The sequence below is a fragment of the Coprococcus sp. AF21-14LB genome, from assembly GCF_003458885.1.
Lineage (GTDB): Bacteria > Bacillota > Clostridia > Lachnospirales > Lachnospiraceae > UBA9414.
The window spans coordinates 1-19,941 of record NZ_QRVX01000044.1; the positions used below are offsets into that span (position 1 = coordinate 1).

Sequence of the window (19,941 nt, forward strand, 5' to 3'; positions counted from 1 at the left end):
CCTAGGTGTTGCTTGGCAGTCTCAGAAGTTTTCCAAGAAGTTCTTTCATTTCTCCTCGCTCTGCGATACCGTCAATAAATCCATGTTCCAAAAGAAATTCTGATCTCTGAAATCCTTTCGGCAGTTTCTGACCGATCGTCTGTTCAATGACACGCGGCCCCGCAAAACCAATCAATGCATTTGGTTCTGCCAGAATAATATCCCCAAGCATTGCAAAGCTTGCAGTAACTCCTCCTGTTGTCGGATCTGTCAGCACCGAAATATATAAATTTCCTTCATCACTATGTCTTCGCAATGCCGCTGCGGTCTTAGACATCTGCATCAATGAGACCATGCCCTCCTGCATTCTGGCGCCGCCGGAACAGGCAAATAAAATTACAGGGAGTCGTTCTTTTGTCGCTCTCTCCACCGCTCTTGTAATTTTTTCACCTACAATATGTCCCATACTCGCCATCAGAAATCTTCCGTCACAAACTCCAAGAACGGTCTCTTCTCCATGGATCCGTGCCTTTCCGATTACAACGGCTTCGTTCAGCCCTGTTTTTTCCTGAAGCGAATCAATCTTTTCCTCATATCCTTTATACCCAAGTGGATTTACTGTTGAAAGTTTTTCATCCCATTCTTCAAAACTTCCTTCATCTGCAATCATCTCAATTCTGCGATTGGCATGCATTCGGAAATATCCGTGACATTCCGGACAAATATAGTTATTCTGCCGCACTTCCTCTGCCAGAATAGCCGCCTTACAAAAATTACATTTTTTCAACAGACCATCCGGAACTTCCGGTTTCCCATCTGTTCTTCCACATTCATTTATTTCTTTCGAAAGTTTTTTCACAACAAGGTGATTCTTTCTCTTCTGAAATACTTCTTTCAAATTCATCTGCTTTTCCTACCACTTTCCGACAGTCTCAAGTTTTTTCAATCAAAGCCTTTTATTGTGACAGCTGTGCTTCTCTTTGAGACTGCATATGTTCAATAAATTCAATGTCAATATTTCCCGCTTCATAGTCCGGATGATTCATAATCTCATATTGATAATCAATATTCGTTTCGATTCCTTCGATCATCGTCTCTTCCAGTGCACAGCGCATTTTTACAATTGCATCCTGCCGATTCTCTCCGTGCACAATTAACTTCGCTAACATAGAATCATAATATGGCGGAACAGTATAACCGCTGTAGATGGCTGTATCAATCCGGACGCCTATTCCGCCTGGCAAATACAGTTCAGTAATTTTCCCAGGTGACGGCCGAAAATTCTTCTGCGGACATTCTGCATTGATACGACATTCGATCGCATGTCCCCGCAGAACAACATCTTCCTGACAATAAGTAAGCGGAAGTCCTGATGCAATACGAATCTGTTCTTTGATCAGATCAATTCCTGTTACCCACTCTGTTACCGGATGTTCTACCTGAATCCGCGTATTCATTTCCATAAAATAAAACGCCCCGCTCGGTTCAAGAAGAAATTCAATTGTACCGGCATTTTCATATTTAGCAGCTTTTGCAGCCCGGACAGCTGCCTCGCCCATCTTATGACGCAGTTCTTCCGACAATGCTGCAGACGGCGATTCTTCGATTAATTTCTGATGATTTCTCTGCACGGAACAATCTCGCTCTCCAAGATGGATTACGTTCCCAAATTTATCTGCAAGAATCTGAAATTCAATATGTCTTGGATGACTTACAAAATGCTCTATATACATTGTTCCGTCTCCGAATGCCATCTCTGCTTCTTTCTGCGCTGTCTGGAAACATGCTTCAAACACATCCGGAGTCTTCGCCATGCGCATCCCCTTGCCTCCGCCTCCAAGCGCAGCCTTAATCATTACCGGATACCCGATGCGCTCTGCTTCTCTGGCTCCGGTTTTTGCATCGGTTATCGGTTCCTTGCTTCCCGGAATTACCGGTACACCGGCGTTCATCATCGTATTTCTTGCGGCAGATTTATTACCGAGACATTTAATCATTTCCGATGAAGGTCCGATAAAAGTAATGTGACATTGTTCACACAAACTGGCAAATTTGCTGTTTTCTGAAAGAAATCCGAATCCCGGATGAATGGCATCAGCTCCCGACACGATCGTGGCGCTTAAAATACTTGCCATATTCAAATAGCTCTCTCCGGACGCTGCCGGTCCGATACAGATTGCTTCGTCTGCAAGCTGGGTGTGCAGCGCATCTCTGTCTGCTTCTGAATATACTGCTACCGTCTCAATTCCCATCTCTCTGCATGCCCGGATAATCCGAACTGCAATTTCTCCTCTGTTTGCAATCAATACTTTCTGAATCATCTTCTCACCTAACCGATCATAAATGTCAGTTCTGCACTGACAACCACTTTTCCATCCACACTGGCAATCGCTTCTCCGATTCCGACCGGACCTTTTTTCTTCACAATCCTTGTCTCAAGTCTTACCTTATCTCCCGGAACAATCTTCCCTTTGAATTTACATTTCTGAATCCCGCCGAAATACGCAATCTTACCGCGGTATTCTTCCTGACTAAGAATCGCTACTGCTCCTGTCTGGGCAAGGGCTTCCACCGTAAGAACTCCTGGCATAACCGGTTCCTGCGGAAAATGTCCAGCAAAAAATTCTTCCCGATAAGAAACGCATTTATATCCTACAGCATATTCTCCCGGCTCATAGTCTTCGATATAATCAACCAAAAGAAATGGGTGCCTGTGAGGAATAATTTCCTGAATCTCTTTTATTCCAAGTCTCTTCATTTCTTATAACACTCCATCCGCAATTTTAAATAAAGTCTGACCGTATTCCACTGCTTCTCCATTTTTTACACAGATTTCTGTAATCACACCATCCTGCTCACTTTCAATCTCATTCATCAGCTTCATGGCTTCTACAATGGCTAATACCTGTCCTTTCTTCACTTGACTTCCCACTGTTACAAATGGTTTGGCACCTTCCTGCGGAGCTCGTAAAATGTTCCAACAAGTGGAGAGACTACTTTCTTCTCTTTATCAACAGTTTCCTTTAAGACCGTACTTTCCTCTTTTATCGTACACAGTGCTTCCGTATCAGAAACACATTCAGACTGCTTTAAAGTGCGTTCATTATTTCCTTCAGATGAAATACTATATTCTTCCATGCCCTTGTTGGAATATATTTTTATTTCTTTTCCCATAGAAATCTTTACGCCTTTTTTTTCATATTTAAACTGCTTCAGTTTTGAATCTGAAACTACATTAATAAGCCTGATCAGCTGCTCAAATTCCATTGCTTGTTACCTCTTATTCTATATACTCTTTTATTAGAAGTGTTGCATTATGCCCACCGAATCCAAGAGAATTACTCATCGCACAGCGGATTTTGCGATGTAGCGGACTTCCAAACGTATAATTGAGATCGCACCCTTCATCGGACTCACGGCTTCCCATCGTCCGATGTACATATCCTTCTTCCAGCGCCTTCACACACGTTATCATTTCCACACCGCCTGCTGCTCCAAGCAAATGTCCGATCATGGATTTTGTAGAATTAATCGATACCTCTTTTGCCGCCTCTTTTAGCGCTGTCTTAATTGCCTTCGTTTCAAATAAATCATTGTGATGAGTACTTGTTCCGTGAGCATTGATATAATCTACTTCTTCCGGAACAACTCCGGCTTCCTCCATCGCAAGCTCCATCGCTTTTGCAGCTCCGCTTCCGTCTTCTGCCGGAGATGTAATATGATATGCATCGCATGTTGCTCCATAGCCGCATACTTCCGCATAGATTTTCGCTCCTCTGCGTTTCGCATGCTCCAGTTCTTCCAGCACCACGATTCCTGCTCCCTCGCCAATCACAAAACCACTTCTGTCTTTATCAAATGGAATCGAAGCTCTAAGTGGATCTTCTGTTGTTGTAAGCGCTGTTAAGTTCATAAAACCAGCTACTGCGCTTGGACAAATTGCGCTTTCTGTCCCACCTGCCAACATCACATCTCCATCTCCATACTGAATTGCCCGAAATGCATCACCAATACAATGGGTTCCGGTTGCACATGCTGTTACTACATTGGTACATTTCCCTTTCATTCCAAATTGAATTGCCACATTTCCTGCTGCCATATTGGAAATCATCATAGGTACCATCAATGGATTCACTCTTCCCGGACCTTTTTCCTGAATCTTCGTATACTCGCTTTCTACTGTCTCCAGACTTCCGATTCCGGAACCAATAATAACTCCGCAGCGAAATGGATCTTCTTTCTCCATACACAGACCTGCATCTTCTACAGCTTCTTTGGCCGCTGCAACTGCATACTGCGAAAATTTGGCCATTCTCTTTGCCGATTTAAAATCCATATAATCTTTTGCCTGAAAATTTTTCACTTCTGCAGCCAGTTTTACTTTATATTCAGATGTATCAAATCTTGTAATGTTATCAATTCCAACACATCCTTTTTTTATATTGCTCCAAAATTCATCAACCGAATTCCCGATGGGCGTAATTGCCCCAAGTCCCGTCACAACTACTCTTCTTTTCATGATCTATCTCCTACATTACCATACCGCCGTCTACTTGAAGCACCTGACCTGTGATGTATTTTGCCTGCTCAGATGCAAGAAATACAACTGCACTTGCCACATCTTCCGGTGTTCCGAAATGTCCCAGTGGAATCTGATTTTTTGCCTGTTCCTGAACCTTTTCAGAAAGTACACTCGTCATCTCCGTTTCAATAAATCCCGGCGCTACTGCATTTACCGTAATTCCACGTCCTGCTAACTCTTTTGCTGCGGATTTTGTCATGCCGATCACTCCCGCTTTTGAAGCTGCATAATTCACCTGACCTGCATTTCCTGCTATTCCTACCACCGAAGACAGATTGATGATTCGCCCACAGCGTTGTTTTACCATAACGCGAGAAACAAATCTCATACACTGAAAAGTTCCTTTCAGATTCGTTTCAATGACTTCATCAAATGCCTCTTCGGACATCCTCATTAATAACTGATCCTTTGTAATTCCTGCGTTATTCACCCAAATATCAATGCGTCCATACATTTCTGCCACCGCTGACACAAATCTTTCACAGGATTCATAATCTGACACATCACACTGCATAACGGCAGCTTTTCCTCCCCTGGCTTCAATTTCTTCTTTTACGGCCAGAGATCTTTCTTCCGAATGATGGTAGTTAATCACAACTTCTGCACCTTCTTCTGCAAGCGCAAGTGCAATTGCTCTTCCAATCCCTCTCGCTGCTCCTGTTACTACCGCAATCTTTCCTGTTAACATGATTCAATTCCTTTCCTGATCAGTTCCTGCAGATCTTCCCACTCAGAAATCCGATAAACTGTCATCTGTTTGTTAATCTTTTTCATAAATCCTGTCAAAGTATTTCCCGGACCAATCTCCACAAAAGTGTTGATTCCATCAGCAATAAGCCTTTCCATACTCTGCTGCCATCGCACAGGAGATGACACCTGCTTCGAAAGTAATTTTTTTGTTTCTTTAATCTCTGTCACATAGTTTGCTGTCACATTGGTTACATATGGAATCTCAAGCGGCATAAAGTCAACTGTTTCCAAAACTTTCTCCAATTCTTCCCCCGCCGGTCTAAGCAGCGGAGAGTGAAATGGTCCGCTCACATTCAAAGGAAGTATCCTTCTTGCTCCGGCCTTTCCAAGCTCTTCTGATGCTTGTTGAAGAGCTGATGTTTCCCCTGTAATAACAATCTGTCCGGGACAATTATAATTGGCAATCGATACTTCAGGATAATGGCTCAGAATCTTTTCAATTTCTTCTGATGCCATGCCAAGTACTGCAGCCATCGCACCCTTACCATTCGGCACTGCATGTTCCATAAGAATTCCACGCTGTCTGACTGTCCGCACTCCATCTTTTACACTCATGCCGCCCGCAGAAACAATGGCACAATATTCCCCAAGACTCAATCCTGCAGTAACATCCGGACAAATACCGGCTTCTCTCACACAAGCCTCCATGGCGAGGCAAGTCGTTACCATTGCCGCCTGCGTATATTCTGTCTGATCGAGCAGATCATTTTCTTCAAAACAAAGCGCCTTCACATCAAATCCCAATACCGCCTCTGCCTGTTCAAAAATCTCGCGCGCCAATGGACTGTTGTCATAGAATGACTTCCCCATTCCTACTTTCTGGGCTCCCTGCCCCGGAAATATAAATGCAACCTTTGCCATAAAATCCTATCTCCTTTAATCATTTCCCATACTCTGTTCTCATTCCTGATACCCTAGTGTACAGAATATTCTTCCAAACTACATTACCGCCTGCTCTGCTCCCTGTTTTAGAAGAGCTGTCATTTCCTGTAGAATACGCTCTATCACTTCCTGGCAGCTCAGCTGTTCTCGTATCATAGCCGCACTTTGACCTGCCATCACACTTCCTGTAGTAACATCTCCTTCTACAACTGCCCTGCGTAATCCTCCGGCAGCTAATAATTCCAGTTCTTCCAGAGAGGCTCCTTCTGCTTCGCGCTTCAGATATTCTTTTGTCATTTGATTGCGCAGTCCGCGCACCGGATGACCTGTAGAACGTCCAGTTACCTTTGAATCAATATCTTTCGCTTTCAGGATTGCTTCTTTATAGTTCTCATGTACCTGGGATTCTTTTGTCACAACAAATCTTGTGCCTACCTGAATTCCCTTTGCTCCAAGCATAAATGCGGCTGCCGCTCCTCTTCCGTCTGCAATTCCGCCTGCTGCAATGACCGGGATTTTTACAGCATCTACAATTTGAGGAACTAAAACCATCGTAGTATTTTCCCCAATATGCCCTCCTGCTTCTGTCCCTTCTGCTACAAGTGCATCTGCGCCGCACCTTTCCATACGCTTGGCAAGCGCCACAGAAGCCACAACAGGAATTACCCGGATTCCGGCTTCTTTCCAGAGTTTCATATACTTTTCCGGACTCCCTGCTCCAGTTGTCACAACTTTTACGTCTTCTTCCACAACAATTCGGGCTACTTCATCTGCATATGAACTCATCAGCATAATATTCACTCCAAATGGCTTCTCTGTCCGTCGCTTTACTTCTCTGATCTGCTCTCGTACCCATTCAGCCGGTGCGGCAGCAGCTCCGATAATTCCAAGCCCTCCTGCCTCCGAAACTGCAGCTGCCAGGTGATATTCTGCAACCCATGCCATACCGCCCTGAATAATCGGATATTGAATTCCAAGCAATTCTGTAATTTCTGTTCGCATCTTCTTTCCCCTTCAGAACAATTTATTCTTTATGCCAGTTTTTCATCAATATAGCGTACAACCTCGCCCACTGTTGTCAGATTCTCAAGTTCTTCAGATGGGATTTCAATTTCGTACTGTTCTTCCAAAGCCATGATCATCTCAAACAGATCAAGAGAATCTGCATCCAGATCTTCTTTAAAAGATGTTGCCTCTGTTACTTCTGTCTCATTTGCTCCTAACTCGTTTACGATTACTTCTTTTACCTGTTCAAATGTTGTTGCCATTATTCTGTTCTCCTTTTTTCAACTCTCATATCATATTCTTATATATCTTCTATATATGTAATCCGGTTTTCCCGGTCATTACCTGATTCTAATTAAGCTTCTTTTTTCTTTTCTATATTCCTGCTGCAAATTTCTCTATAAATTACCATTCAAAAATAACAGCGCCCCAGGAAAGTCCTGCTCCAAATCCTGCCAAAACAATTGTATCGCCTCTTGTCAGCATTTTCTTCCGATTCATTTCATCCAATAAAATCGGGATACTCGCTGATGATGTATTCCCATATTCTTCAAGATTCATCGGAAACTTTTCAATGTCTGCTCCTAACCGTTTCGCTGCTGCCTCTACGATACGCCTGTTTGCCTGATGAAGCACAAAATACTTCACATCCGAAATTGACGTTTTTGTTTTTTCCAAAACTTCCCGTATCACTTCCGGTACACATCGTACTGCGAATTTAAAGACTGCCTGACCATCCATCCTAATATAGCTATCCTCCGATATTGTCGTAGCCTTCTTCTTACTTATTTCGTAAAGATCAGATCCTTCTTTGTGATAGCGACTTCTACACAGAAGCGCTGTCCCTCTTTCTCCATCCGAATGAGCCGCAAAAACCGGAATAAAATTTCCCTCTGTTTCTTCTTTCTGTGCGCACAACACAATTGCCCCTGCACCATCTCCGAATAAAATACATGTACTCCTGTCGTTCCAGTCAATCAAGTTTGAAATGCTCTCCGCTCCTATTACAAGAATTTTGTGATACATTCCTGCCTGAATATAGGCTTGTGCTGCCTGAAAGGCAAATACAAATCCGGTACATGCTGCATTCATATCATAACAAACAGCCTTCCCCGCTCCTAATATTCTCTGTACTTCACATGCAATTGATGGACAAATTAAATCCGGAGATAAGGTTGCTACTAAAATCATATCAACTTCTTCCGCATGGATTCCTGCATCTTTCAATGCTCTTCTTGCTGCCTCGGCTGCCATTTGTGAAGTTGTTTCCTCAACTGCAATATGGCGCCTGGCTACACCGGTTCTCTCTCTTATCCAATCATCATTTGTTTCTACAATTTCAGCCAGATCAAAATTCGTCACTATTTTTTCTGGGATATACGCGCCAGTTCCACATATTTTTCCTATCATTTTTTCTCTCCGGTTCTCTTTTTCAAACTTCTCAAAATATTCTTCCTACTTTCAATCTCATATTACATTTCGTTCTAATATCTTTTATTTCAAATATTTTGATACTCAAAGTATATCACTCTTTTTTTATTGTCAATAGAATATTTTGACTTTCAAATCTTTTTCCTTTCCACTTATCAGATATCACTATTCTAGCCCCAGGAATTTTTTCAAAAAGTTTTTTCAAAAAGTTTGATTTTTTTCAAAAAGTTTGATTTTTTTCAAAAAAACATTTGCATTTTTTTTATTCTATGATATAATAACTTTTGTCGAGCGGATATGGCGGAATAGGCAGACGCGCTAGATTCAGGTTCTAGTGAGGGTTCCCTCATGCAGGTTCAAGTCCTGTTATCCGCATTGCAAAATATTGAGTATAAAAATAAGCGTTTCATGTGGAAGCGCTTATTTTTATTTTTTTGTCTAAAAAAACGCCATCATCCCTTTTTCAAACTCTTCCGGATGATGGCGCTCTCTTACATAATACTTTTAACTTTTCTTTATGAATTTTGTACTACATTTCGGACAGGTAATCTCAATCTTACCCTTCCCTCTTGGAATTCTGATCTTCTGACCGCAAGTCGGACACTTATAAATATGATGTGTTTTTTTCTGTGCACTATCTCTTTTAAATGTACGCCACTTTGTTCTTATTTTATCAGTCATTCTCCAATATGTTTGATTTTCCGCTATTCTTTTCGCATGATTCTTAGAGAAAATTCTAAAATATGCATAAATTAATGCTGCTAGTGCCAGTACATAGAATAGATTATTCCCTGTAAACATCGATAATACAAATCCAATCAGAGATACTGTTACCAAAAATTTTGAAAACTGGTCCACTCCGTATCGGCCATACATAAATCTCATAAATTTTTCTTTCATATATTTTTCACCTCAATTTGTTATAAACACTATATTAACTTGTTTCTGTGAAAAATCAATGAACTAACAAGAAAAAAATATTAAATTCCCATAAAGACTTGAATATAGATATGAATTGCGATAAAGCTTCAACATATTCTTTTATTTATTCTGTATTCCTCTCCCACAGAATAATCTCCAGAATCCCAAAGCTCCTGAAAGAACTGCTAATCCAAGATACGCTGTGATCCATCTGTCATCTCCGGTTTTCGGACGCTCTTCCTCCAAATTTGTTCGGAAAATCCAATGTATCGCCGCATCCCTCACTGCATATTCATTTTTCAATTCTTCCGGCATAAATATTTCATAACGAATACTTCCCTTCTCATTACTTCTCCAAATTCCAAGAGAAATCTCTTCTTGGAGTTTCACACTTCTTAAATCTCCCTCATATATTATTTCATCATTTTTGTAAATAGTAATCTGCAGTTGTTCTAAAAGATCTTTCTGTTGTTCTGTCATCTCCGGACTGTCTGCTGTTCGGAAAAATAACTCTGCACTTTCTTTGAATTGGTTATGTATTTCTACACTATCAGATTGTCGGTCTCCCGGCATCAATTCAGAAAGATTCACAAAAAAATCTTCCGGTACAGCTACAAGCTCTCCTGCTCTTCCCTCCATTTTTAATGACAAATTCCGGTAATGTCTTTCTTTCTCCTGTTCTGCACCATCTTTCACATGAATACAAACTTCGGCTGTCTGATCTCCCCATGGCATCTTTGAAAGAAAATCTGGTTTGAAATTTGCCGATTGAATTGCTTCGGCTGTCATATCTAATGAGCTTTCCTTTCCACTGGTTTCCTCAGTTGCCTTTTCTGAAAAGAAAAGACTCTTAGAAAAGATTGCCTTCTCTTTTTCTTCTAATACCTCGGTGTAGTACCAATAAGGTTCCCGATAAACCCACTGATCCGAAATGCCTCTGATATCCATTTCCTTATCATTCTTTACCTGCAGCCGAATCCAACAGGATTTCGCCTGGTTTTCAATGAAAACCTGATTTTCAATACAGTCTCCCGGCGTCCATATTCCCCCGTCCGAAAAAGGATTCCCTTCCTTATCATACTGTTTTAGAGCAATGTCAATGTCACCTGTACGAACATAATTATGTACTTCTGCAGTACTACCTGTATAAGCAAATGTAACTCCAACAGCCGAATAGAGGATAGACGCTGCAAGCAACAAAATTCCTGTTATTTTCTTTTTCATGTATTCCTCCTCTATTGAATCTTTCTGCTAAGAGCATGCTCCCACGCATCCTGCCAATTTCTCTCCTTCTGAGTATCTGGATCTTTCGTCTGACAGCTTTCTTCATATATGTATACTTTCAAACTGTCTTCTTTCTTTCCACTATTCAAATCTGCCGTTTTTCCATCAATCTGAACTTCTGTCATAAGATAATCCGTCATTTCTCCCGGCTCAACCGCTTTCGTATAATAGTAGTAACCATCTTTTCCCAGTACCCACTTCGAATCTGTTCCGCAGAGTTTGTAAGTTCCAAGATCTTCTGTACTGTACAAAACCTTTGCTCGAATATAACATGCCACATTTTGCTCATCTTTTTCATTACAGATTCGAACTTTCTTCTCAATTGTCTTACTTTCCCCCGGAACAATAGACTGTTCTGGAAAATTTTCCTCAAAATATGTTGTGTTATGCCCCGGAGTAAAATGGTTTTTCAGAGAACTCGCATCTGTCTGGTAAGCCAGGCTAAATTTATACCCTATCTTTCCCACAAAAAGTAACAGCAACATAGCCACAATTCCTGTTATCCGATATAAACTTTGCCAGCCCTGTTTTTTCTTGATATACACTTTCTCACTCCAATCTCCTTCTAATTATTAACAACAAAATTGTCAGCTTTTACAGTCGCTGTGCCATTATCTGCATTCTGATTTGCATATTTTTCGAAAGCTGTTTTGGCATACTGAATTACTGTCGCAGTATTGCCCGGAATATTATTATTGTCCTTATCTGCATCATTTCCTGTATGTGCAGCCTGAATTGCAAAAGTTTTAATTGGTACCTGAAGTTTTGCTTTATCAAGCTGTCCTTCTACACAGTTAATGAGTCTTACCTTCTCAAAGAGAGAAGTTGTCTTTGCAACAAGCACCTTGTTTGTAATATATTTCCCATAAGTATCTTTAACAAGTTTATCTTCCGTATCTGCAATCATACTATTATATGCATATGTATAAACTACATACCCCTTCACACATTCCGGATCTCCTTTCGCACGTCCTGTTGTTTCTGTTTTCAGCAAAGTCCATCCATCTGCACTATTTTTAATAGAAGTAGATAAACCGTGTCCGGTTTCTTTTCCCGTATCTAGAACTACGCTTGCCGAGTCGGCCTGATAAGATTCTCCAACCTGGAATACTTCCTCTCCATTAACGATTTTCTTAATCGGCTCACCTACTCCAAATGTAACAAACTGGTGCAGCTTTTCAAGACGATTTCCTGATTCATCCTTATCGTACAATGTCCCATCATCATTCACTTTTGTTACTTTACCATAAGGCATCTTTACCTGCATATATACATAAGCCGGTGTCTGAGAGCCTTTTCCCGCAGAAATCATCGGATTCTTTGCAATCACATCTCCCGGTACTGTCGGATTCTGATCTCCCGGCCAATTCGGCTCTGACGGCACAATCTCCAATCCTCCCTGTGTAAACTGATTAACCAGATTGCCATAATCTGTAAGATAAGCCATAGATCCCTGTCCAATCGTACTTCCGGTTGTCAAAATTGTAGCTGCTGCAACAATTCCAATCACAATCCCTTTTACCTTTTTCTGTTTTTTAACTAACATATCATATCCTTCTTTCTATCACTTTTTCTTAATAATATATAACTTACCAGTATTCCCATAATTCCCCATTTCCACTGGGATATCAGGGTATGGATATATCCCATATATGGAATACAATATCTGTCTCCGGGCAGTTTCAATACCTTTCCCAACAATTCTTTCTCCAAAATTCCTCCCTGATCTTCCTTACCATTTGCATCTCCTTTTGTAACATACATCCCATTTTGAATGCCCACAACACGATGTGTTACCGGAATATCCCACTTCTGAAATGTAATGATATCTCCAATCTTTATGTCTTTTGGCTTCATTGTAAAAATCAGACTCCCCGTCTCCAGAATTGGTTCCATACTTCCTGACTGTATACAGTATGTGTTTATTCCAAATATCTCCGGCACTAACGGAATCATTAAAATCCCTGTCAATACTGCTGCCATAATATCGAATATAGATTTCAACACTTTTAACATAGATTCTTCCTTTATTTCTCAATCTTAACAGGATTAATGACGATGCTATTATGCGACCAGTCATCCCAACGTATTTTCTTATTGAAGAAAGTCACGCTGCTTCCCTTTGGCTTCTGCAAAAGATCTGCTGTAACTGTAAATATCTGTTCCGGTACAATTCCATACATACTTTCTGTCTTCCTCTGAATGACAACATTTTTATCTGCAGATGCCACATTTTGTAATACATAACGATTGGTTTCCACTTCTGAAACAGAGTACTGTCTTCCGCATGGAATATCTTCAAATACGGCTTCCATAGAAACATTTCCTGTCCATTCTATATTTTGTTCTACATAAGTTTTTGTAAATTCTACAGAGCGTACATAAGTATGTTCTCTCCCTTCCAGATCAACACCCGATACCCGAAATAAAAAAGTCGGATTTCCATTCGCCCACACAATATCAGAACGTCGAATAACCTTTTTTATCGTCAGATCACAGCGCTTCAAATCATTTTTAATATTTAACGCCACAACCGGTACACCGTTCTCCATTATCTCTGATTGATTGCCAAGATACACTTCACATCCTTTCTTCAGATCCTCTGTGATTCCATACCCATCCGGCGCTTTTAGCTCCTTTACAAGATAGTATGCTTCTGACGGAAGATACGGTGACTCTCCCATTCCGGCCTCATCTGTAGTCAGTTTCGCCACTAATTGTCCGGCATCGGCAAGAACAACTCCGTTCTTCTCTATACGATCTCTTGCATAAATTCCAAACTCTGCTCCGGCAAGCGCCCTTCCATCTTCCCCGGATACCTTATGGATACGAATCTTTCCCTGGCTCATCCACTCCACACTGAATTCTGTTGTAAGTTCCGGTTCTCGGTGATAAGCAAGTCCTCCGACTGCCTGATCGTCTCCCGGTGGCCGAATAAGAAATGACATATATGTTTCCTGAATACTCCCCTTGATTTTTCCTGACGTCCAGTGTCCACTGACACCCGGTTCTGCTTCCAGACGAAATTGATCTCCTCCTTTTACAGTCGCCGCAGACTGCATTACCGCTCCGGTAATAAGATTATGCAGGCGCACTCCTGTTGGCAAAGTAAACTTCAGAAGATTTCTTGCATCTCCCTCTACTTGATAAACATCCGTCCATTGACTTTTACTTTGTTTATTCCATTTTGCATTCTGATGAGGCGGCTGTATGCTGACTTTTCCCTCCGGCGGAGCCGGAAGCATATCTCTGATCTGATAACTGATTGTCGAAATACCATCCCTCTCTTCTTTATTCAAACCAATAAATGCATCAGAATTCAGATTATATCCACTGTAAATAAATGATAAAATTGCATGGCAAAATGCATATATCTGCTTCTCACTGAAACCTGCCGCTGATGAAAAAAATGCCTCTCGAATCTCCGGTGTAAAGCCAGGTCCTCCCATCAAATAATACATTCCTTTTGTAAGATGATCGTTCTGCAGTACGTCTGCAATATAATTACCACTGGAAGGAGTCCCTTTACGCGGCTCAAGACAATATGCCAATTGACCATTAATATAGAAATAATTTGTACTCCAGCTTCCATAAGAAACCCTCTCACCCACTTGAAGCACAACTTCTTCAACTGATTTTACAGAAGCAGAACTTCCTGAATTCAACGCCAGCACTACCGAGCTTCCCTTGTTATATCTGTATCCGGTTCTTCTCCCGGCACTTCACGCACTTCTACTTCATCGGAAGGAAGAATCCTATACCACTCTTTGTTTTCCTGCACATCCTTGCCCTTCTTCTGTTGTTCTTCATCTACATCCGTCTGCTCTGTTTCAACTCTATCTTCACTTTTTACAGATTCCGGCGGCTTCTCAATTACAGCAGCTGCTTCCCGTTCTTCCTTTGCCTGCTCCATCGCTTCTGCACGATCCGGTATAACAATTACTCCGAACAGCAACGCAAAAAACAGCAGCATAGATATAAACCTTTTCATTCGTATCTCCTTTCTCATCTCTTACTTGTCAAACATATCTGACGCTTATATCTAACCCGCCTCCTTTCTATCCGGCTCCGAACTCTGAAATCAGTATCCCCATACTTCCAATCAGTCCTTCCTCTTCTCCTGCACAAGTTTTCCTAAAAAACTCCTAAAAAACAGCTATCGAATATCCGGAGATATGAAAAAGAGTCCACAACTGTGAACTCTTTTTCTCCTGCACTTCCAGATCATTTTATTTATTGGCTTCTCGATATGTTTTAACAAGTTTATCATAACACAGACATGCCATAGATACTACGTCACATTACGTCAACTTACGTCATTCTCAATTATACTGCCTGTACTTTTTTGTAAGTATTTTGATGATCCGTTTTATATTTCTTTGTAATGATTGCCAGATTATCAAGCTCACTGTGATACAGTGATTGAATTTTTCTGATAGCTGCTGCACGCTTTTTCTCAAATGTTCCATGAGACATTCCGCTCTCCTGCTCAACTGCTGAATATAGCTGCCGCTCTGCATACAACGCACGCACAATCTGAAATTCTTCTCCTTCCAGACCTCGATAACACGCCCATATTCTTCGTATCGTTTCCTCCTCTTCCATAAGCCGCCACATTTCACATTGGATTTCCTTTTTCTGTTCTTCCATTAGCTGTCTGCGGCGCAGCAAAAGCGATGATACATCGTGCATCCGTACCGATGTTCCCGTAAAATCATCTGCTTTCACAGACAAAGAACGAATCATATCGTCTGTATCGCACTGCATATGGTTCAGCTCCAGAAGTCTTTCCTCAATCTCCTGAAGTTTTTTATCGTATCCTGACAGCACTGTTTTAATATAGTTTATATCAAAATTTTGAAAAATAACTGCTCCCCCCCTTTCTGTTTGCCAGTACATATATTTCTTACCTAAGGGAACTAACCATAATATGCAGGATATGCTCAATACTTTATGGAATATTTTAAAAGGAAAAATGCCATACATGATACTTGGAATAGTCAATTCGATATGACAGACCGGGAAAACAGGCCTGCAGCAGAAACAGTTTGTACTGTTTTTTCATCATATCATATGTCCCTTACTGCAACAATTCTGCAAAATTACAAAAATTCAAAACAAACAGTATATAACAGTTGACAACTGTTTTATACTGTTATATACTGTTTGCAAACAAAGGAGGAGCATTTATGAAACTAGCAATTATTATCAACAATTCATCTATGCAGCCTATTTACGAACAGATTCTCGATCAGATCAAAGCTCGTATCCTGCAAGGTGAATTACAGGAAAATGACACTCTCCCCTCTGTCCGCTCTCTCGCAAAAGACTTGAAGATCAGCGCGCTAACCGTTAAGAAAGCATATGATGCGCTGGAGCAGGAAGGCTTTATCATTACCGTGCACGGAAAAGGAAGCTTTGTCGCCTGCACAAATCAGGGACTGATGCAGGAAGAGTTAAAAAAAGATGTAGAGGCTGACCTGGAACTGGCCATTCAAAAGGGCAGAAGCTGCGGAATGAGTAACCAAGATTTAACTGATTTATTTCATCTTATTCTGGAGGAATCATAGCAATGTTAACACTAAAAAATGTACAAAAACACTACGGAGGATTTCATTTGAATTGTTCTTTAACTGTTCCAGCCGGATGTATTACCGGTCTGATCGGACAAAATGGCGCCGGAAAAAGTACAATGTTCAAAGCAATTCTGAACTTAATTTCTATAGACAGCGGAGAAATACGGCTTTTTGATCAAGATATTGCCTCTCTTTCTTCTCTTGATAAGCAGAAGCTCGGCGTTGTTCTTTCTGATTCCGGATTTAGTGGATATCTGACTGTAAAAAATATTATGAAAATCAATCAGCACATGTATCCGGCTTTCGAGAAAGAATATTTCCTGTCACAATGTGAACGTTTTCATCTTCCGCTTAACAAAATGATTAAAGAATTTTCTACAGGAATGAAAGCCAAACTGAAAGTATTGCTGGCACTTTCCCACAATGCTCAATTTCTTATTCTCGATGAGCCAACTTCCGGACTGGATACGATTGCCCGGGATGAAATTCTTGATCTTCTGCGGGAATATATGGAGACAGATGGACGCTCTATTTTAATCAGCTCTCATATTTCTACTGATCTTGAAACACTTTGTGACGAAATTTATATGATCCACAACGGCAGTATCGTACTTCACGAAGAAACAGATTGTCTCTTTGACCAGTATGGCGTTCTGAAAGTCAGCGAGGAACAATTCCGCACACTGGATAAACAATATCTGCTGCGCACGTTGAAAGAGCCTTTCGGCTACAGCTGTCTTACAAATGAAAAAGCATTTTATGCGGAAAATTATCCTGCAGTCACAATAGAGCGTGGGAGCATTGATAATATTATTACAACAATGATTCGAGGTGAAAAATAATGAAAGGATTACTCTATAAAGATATTATATTATGTTGGAATCGCAGAAATTTCTTTCTTCTGATTACCGCTATTTCCATTATGCTTGCTGTCACATCCAAAAACCCAATGTTTGTTATCAGTTATATCACATTAGTTTTCGGTATGTTCTCTATCAGCAGTATTTCTTATGATGAATTTGATAACGGCAACGCATTTTTATTCACACTGCCGTTTACCAGAGCAGGTTATGTATTGGAAAAATATTTGTTTTCTTTATTAATAAGCGGAATTCCGTGGCTGATCTCCTCAGTTTTGATTACCATCTATCAGAAATCCCGTGTTCCGGAATTGGATACTGCTGAATGGTTCCTTACCACTTTTATTTTTCTGTATATGGTTATTTTATTTCTTTCACTTACACTTCCGCTGCACTTGAAATACGGAGCAGAAAAAGCGCGTCTCTTTCTCTTCGGAGTGATGGGTGTCATCTTTGTCGTATGCATCCTTCTTACAAAGATAACTTCCTCCATCGCAGACAAAGTATTGCATTTTCTAAAGAATTTTTCTGCTGTCAGTATTTCGCAGATTGTTCTTGCGGGAGGCATTTTTTCCATCGTTCTACTTATTATTTCCGGACTTTGTTCCTTAAAAGTGATAAAAGGAAAAGAATTTTAAGAATGATATAAGCATTTTCACTTTTTCTTTATAAGGCTGTCACATTTTCATCACATTTCGACAGTATAGTAATACTCAAACAAAGCAAAATGCTTTTTAACATATATCATTTCTTTTTCATTACTTTTTCTTTCTTAGCTGAGACGATTGTTCTCAGCTATTTTAAATTCCGGTATTCTAAGGCTTATATTTGCCATAATCATATCGTAAAATAAAATTCTGCATAAAAAAGTGTCTCCGACACTTCAACTCCCCTTCCCCTCACTCGAGGGCACTGAAAAACATAGGCTTTGTAAATTTTATTCTCAACGAATAAGAAATCCACCAGTCTCAAATCGGGTTCTGGTGGATTTTTAAAATTCTGTTTGACTGAATTATACGCTAATTCTGATTATTTTTTACCCATTAACTTTATGATCCTTTTAAGGTTTACTGCAAATATTGTCATTGCCCCCTGCATTTCCATGCCAATAAGACCTGACGATGACGCAACGTCATAACCATGTCTACGCTTTAATTCACTATTCTTGGCTTCTATTTTATATCGTTCTTTTGCCTTGCTTTTAAAATATTCCGTTTCCTGAAATTGTGCCTGTTCGCTATGGCTGTCGCAGATAAGGGTTTCCGTATATTGTTTCGATTTTGCGCCTTCTTTATAACAACCATCCCTATACGGACATCTTTTACATTTCTCAACATCAAAAAAGTATACGACTCTTGGATTTTTACCTTCTGACTTCCTGCTGTCTTTTGCCTTTCGTATTGCCAGATGCCCCGCTTTACATTGGTACATACCTGCATCTTTATTAAACTCAAATTCATCTGCCTTTGTACGATTCCCTTGGGTAACAATACTGTTTAATCGAGATATAAGTTCATAATCCCCATTTTTAGCCGCTTCTATATTTTCTTTGCTTGAATACGCTTTGTCTCCAATTACGGTTTTAATTTCCATCCCTGCTTTCCGGCTTTTCTGAATTAACGCCGGCAATTCTTTCCCGTCTGTTTTTTCTCCGCTGGTAACAGTTGCTGCCGTAATAATCCGTTCTTCTGTCATGGCGATATGAGTCTTATATCCAAAGAATGATGTGTCGGCTGTTTTATGACCGATTTTTGCATCGCCATCTTTTGAGGTTTCCAAATGTTCCATATCATCTCTTACAGACTCTTCCAACAGATTTAATTTCTCCTGCACTTTCGGATAACTGCATAATTCTTCATTTCCCTTAATAACTGAGATAAGCTGATTATAGTATTCTAATTCTTTTTCTAAAGAATCTTCGGTGTTTTTATTGGGAAATTTATCTTTTATTGTTTCATCTATTTCATAAATGGTACGCCGCAGTTTCTTAGATTGATCTCGAAGTGCCTCACGCGGTGTTTTTTGGTTATATCTTGATTTTGTATGCGTGGCATCCACAATGACAGATTTTGATTTTATGATTCCTTTATCTAATGCAATCTGGACCGTTTTTGAAATCAGCATATCTAAAAGGTTCATATCTTTTAGGCGCAGCTTGCGAAACTTAGTCAACGAACTGGGGTTAATGACTTCATCTTCCGGTGTCATGTCCAAAAAATATTTAAAAGACATATCATATTTAGAGCGCTCCACAACATCAACATCCGATAAATCATAAATGGATTTTAGAAGCAGATACTTAAACATCCTGATAGGTGGAACTGCGTTTCGTCCGTTATCCAGACAATATTTATCAAGGAGTTCATTGTAAATAAAGCTAAAATCAACCAATTCTTTTATTTGCCGAAGAAGATTATCTTTCGGAATTACTAATTCGTATATTTCCATGTATGGACTCAGTATCAATTTCTGCTGTTGTTCGATCATAAAAAAACACCACCTATATTTGATATACACATTGTACCAAATATAGGCGGTGTTATCTACTTTTTCAGTGTCCTCCTCTTGAGGGGTTAGGGGTTTCTTTTTTTCTCATTTTCCCTCATAATAGTCTTATGAATGTTTTACAAAAAATTTTTAAAGACCATTTTGAGGAAATGATTTATATTCA

Annotated in this window: 20 protein-coding genes, 1 tRNA gene and 2 pseudogenes; 4 read left to right on the top strand and 19 right to left on the bottom strand. The window is 40.2% G+C overall.

Translation table 11 applies throughout. The features are described from left to right. Positions 1–16: 16 nt before the first annotated feature. The 10 genes and pseudogenes from accD to DWX73_RS10360 form a co-directional block, all read right to left on the bottom strand. Positions 17–883: pseudogene (gene accD / locus DWX73_RS10315) on the bottom strand (acetyl-CoA carboxylase, carboxyltransferase subunit beta); the annotation flags it as partial. A gap of 52 nt (positions 884–935) precedes the next feature. Beyond that, positions 936–2,300, bottom strand: coding sequence for an acetyl-CoA carboxylase biotin carboxylase subunit (locus tag DWX73_RS10320; protein ID WP_118348704.1), 1,365 nt, complete (start codon positions 2,298–2,300; stop codon positions 936–938). A gap of 8 nt (positions 2,301–2,308) precedes the next feature. Continuing rightward, positions 2,309–2,737 carry a 3-hydroxyacyl-ACP dehydratase FabZ gene (fabZ, locus tag DWX73_RS10325; RefSeq protein WP_118348705.1) on the bottom strand — a complete coding sequence of 143 codons (429 nt, stop codon included), beginning with the start codon at positions 2,735–2,737 and terminating at the stop codon, positions 2,309–2,311. 3 nt (positions 2,738–2,740) lie between these two features. After that, positions 2,741–3,246, bottom strand: a pseudogene (accB, locus tag DWX73_RS10330) (acetyl-CoA carboxylase biotin carboxyl carrier protein). A 13-nt stretch (positions 3,247–3,259) separates the two neighbouring features. After that, on the bottom strand, positions 3,260–4,498 hold the full coding sequence (gene fabF, locus DWX73_RS10335) for a beta-ketoacyl-ACP synthase II (protein WP_118348706.1): 1,239 nt from the start codon (positions 4,496–4,498) through the stop codon (positions 3,260–3,262). A 10-nt stretch (positions 4,499–4,508) separates the two neighbouring features. Continuing rightward, positions 4,509–5,249: a 3-oxoacyl-[acyl-carrier-protein] reductase gene (fabG, locus tag DWX73_RS10340; RefSeq protein ID WP_118348707.1), complete on the bottom strand. Its 741-nt coding sequence runs from the start codon at positions 5,247–5,249 to the stop codon at positions 4,509–4,511. Then, positions 5,243–6,172 carry an ACP S-malonyltransferase gene (gene fabD, locus DWX73_RS10345; RefSeq protein WP_118348708.1) on the bottom strand — a complete coding sequence of 310 codons (930 nt, stop codon included), beginning with the start codon at positions 6,170–6,172 and terminating at the stop codon, positions 5,243–5,245. The genes fabG and fabD overlap by 7 nt, the downstream gene beginning before the upstream one ends. A 78-nt stretch (positions 6,173–6,250) precedes the next feature. Then, entirely contained in the window at positions 6,251–7,195 is a 945-nt protein-coding gene (fabK, locus tag DWX73_RS10350) for an enoyl-[acyl-carrier-protein] reductase FabK (RefSeq protein ID WP_118348709.1), read from the bottom strand. Between the two features lie 29 nt (positions 7,196–7,224). Then, positions 7,225–7,461, bottom strand: coding sequence for an acyl carrier protein (acpP, locus tag DWX73_RS10355; RefSeq protein WP_118348710.1), 237 nt, complete (start codon positions 7,459–7,461; stop codon positions 7,225–7,227). Positions 7,462–7,603: 142 nt separating this feature from the next. Next, on the bottom strand, positions 7,604–8,608 hold the full coding sequence (locus tag DWX73_RS10360) for a beta-ketoacyl-ACP synthase III (protein ID WP_118348711.1): 1,005 nt from the start codon (positions 8,606–8,608) through the stop codon (positions 7,604–7,606). Between the two features lie 312 nt (positions 8,609–8,920). Between DWX73_RS10360 and DWX73_RS10365 the strand changes: the two genes are divergently transcribed. After that, a tRNA-Leu gene (locus DWX73_RS10365) sits at positions 8,921–9,004 on the top strand. A 129-nt stretch (positions 9,005–9,133) separates the two neighbouring features. On the opposite strand, the gene DWX73_RS10370 is transcribed toward DWX73_RS10365, so the two are convergent. From DWX73_RS10370 to DWX73_RS10410, 8 genes are all read right to left on the bottom strand, one after another. Continuing rightward, positions 9,134–9,529: a hypothetical protein gene (locus DWX73_RS10370; RefSeq protein WP_118348712.1), complete on the bottom strand. Its 396-nt coding sequence runs from the start codon at positions 9,527–9,529 to the stop codon at positions 9,134–9,136. Between the two features lie 141 nt (positions 9,530–9,670). After that, positions 9,671–10,774, bottom strand: a complete 1,104-nt coding sequence (locus tag DWX73_RS10375) for a hypothetical protein (protein ID WP_118348713.1) — start codon at positions 10,772–10,774, stop codon at positions 9,671–9,673. Between the two features lie 11 nt (positions 10,775–10,785). Continuing rightward, positions 10,786–11,379 (bottom strand): hypothetical protein, encoded by a 594-nt coding sequence (locus DWX73_RS10380; RefSeq protein ID WP_118348714.1) that lies wholly within the window; start codon positions 11,377–11,379, stop codon positions 10,786–10,788. 20 nt (positions 11,380–11,399) lie between these two features. Beyond that, positions 11,400–12,380: a hypothetical protein gene (locus DWX73_RS10385; RefSeq protein ID WP_118348715.1), complete on the bottom strand. Its 981-nt coding sequence runs from the start codon at positions 12,378–12,380 to the stop codon at positions 11,400–11,402. Then, a complete protein-coding gene (locus DWX73_RS10390) occupies positions 12,374–12,850 on the bottom strand; it encodes a signal peptidase I (protein ID WP_118348716.1) in 477 nt (158 codons plus the stop codon). The genes DWX73_RS10385 and DWX73_RS10390 overlap by 7 nt, the downstream gene beginning before the upstream one ends. A gap of 11 nt (positions 12,851–12,861) precedes the next feature. After that, positions 12,862–14,508 (bottom strand): prealbumin-like fold domain-containing protein, encoded by a 1,647-nt coding sequence (locus DWX73_RS10400; RefSeq protein WP_118348717.1) that lies wholly within the window; start codon positions 14,506–14,508, stop codon positions 12,862–12,864. Beyond that, on the bottom strand, positions 14,508–14,825 hold the full coding sequence (locus DWX73_RS10405; protein ID WP_118348718.1) for a hypothetical protein: 318 nt from the start codon (positions 14,823–14,825) through the stop codon (positions 14,508–14,510). The genes DWX73_RS10400 and DWX73_RS10405 overlap by 1 nt, the downstream gene beginning before the upstream one ends. A gap of 335 nt (positions 14,826–15,160) precedes the next feature. Further along, positions 15,161–15,733 carry a hypothetical protein gene (locus DWX73_RS10410; RefSeq protein ID WP_118348719.1) on the bottom strand — a complete coding sequence of 191 codons (573 nt, stop codon included), beginning with the start codon at positions 15,731–15,733 and terminating at the stop codon, positions 15,161–15,163. 290 nt (positions 15,734–16,023) lie between these two features. Here DWX73_RS10410 and DWX73_RS10415 point away from each other — a divergent pair, with 290 nt between their 5' ends. From DWX73_RS10415 to DWX73_RS10425, 3 genes are read left to right on the top strand one after another with little or no spacing between them, the layout of a single operon-like run. Beyond that, entirely contained in the window at positions 16,024–16,404 is a 381-nt protein-coding gene (locus DWX73_RS10415) for a GntR family transcriptional regulator (protein ID WP_118348720.1), read from the top strand. Positions 16,405–16,406: 2 nt separating this feature from the next. Beyond that, a complete protein-coding gene (locus tag DWX73_RS10420) occupies positions 16,407–17,252 on the top strand; it encodes an ABC transporter ATP-binding protein (RefSeq protein WP_118348721.1) in 846 nt (281 codons plus the stop codon). Further along, positions 17,252–17,908, top strand: a complete 657-nt coding sequence (locus DWX73_RS10425; RefSeq protein WP_118348722.1) for an ABC-2 transporter permease — start codon at positions 17,252–17,254, stop codon at positions 17,906–17,908. The genes DWX73_RS10420 and DWX73_RS10425 overlap by 1 nt, the downstream gene beginning before the upstream one ends. Positions 17,909–18,299: 391 nt before the next feature. Here DWX73_RS10425 and DWX73_RS10430 read toward each other — a convergent pair whose 3' ends face one another. After that, a complete protein-coding gene (locus DWX73_RS10430) occupies positions 18,300–19,757 on the bottom strand; it encodes an IS1182 family transposase (protein ID WP_118348723.1) in 1,458 nt (485 codons plus the stop codon). Between the last annotated feature and the right edge of the window lie 184 nt (positions 19,758–19,941).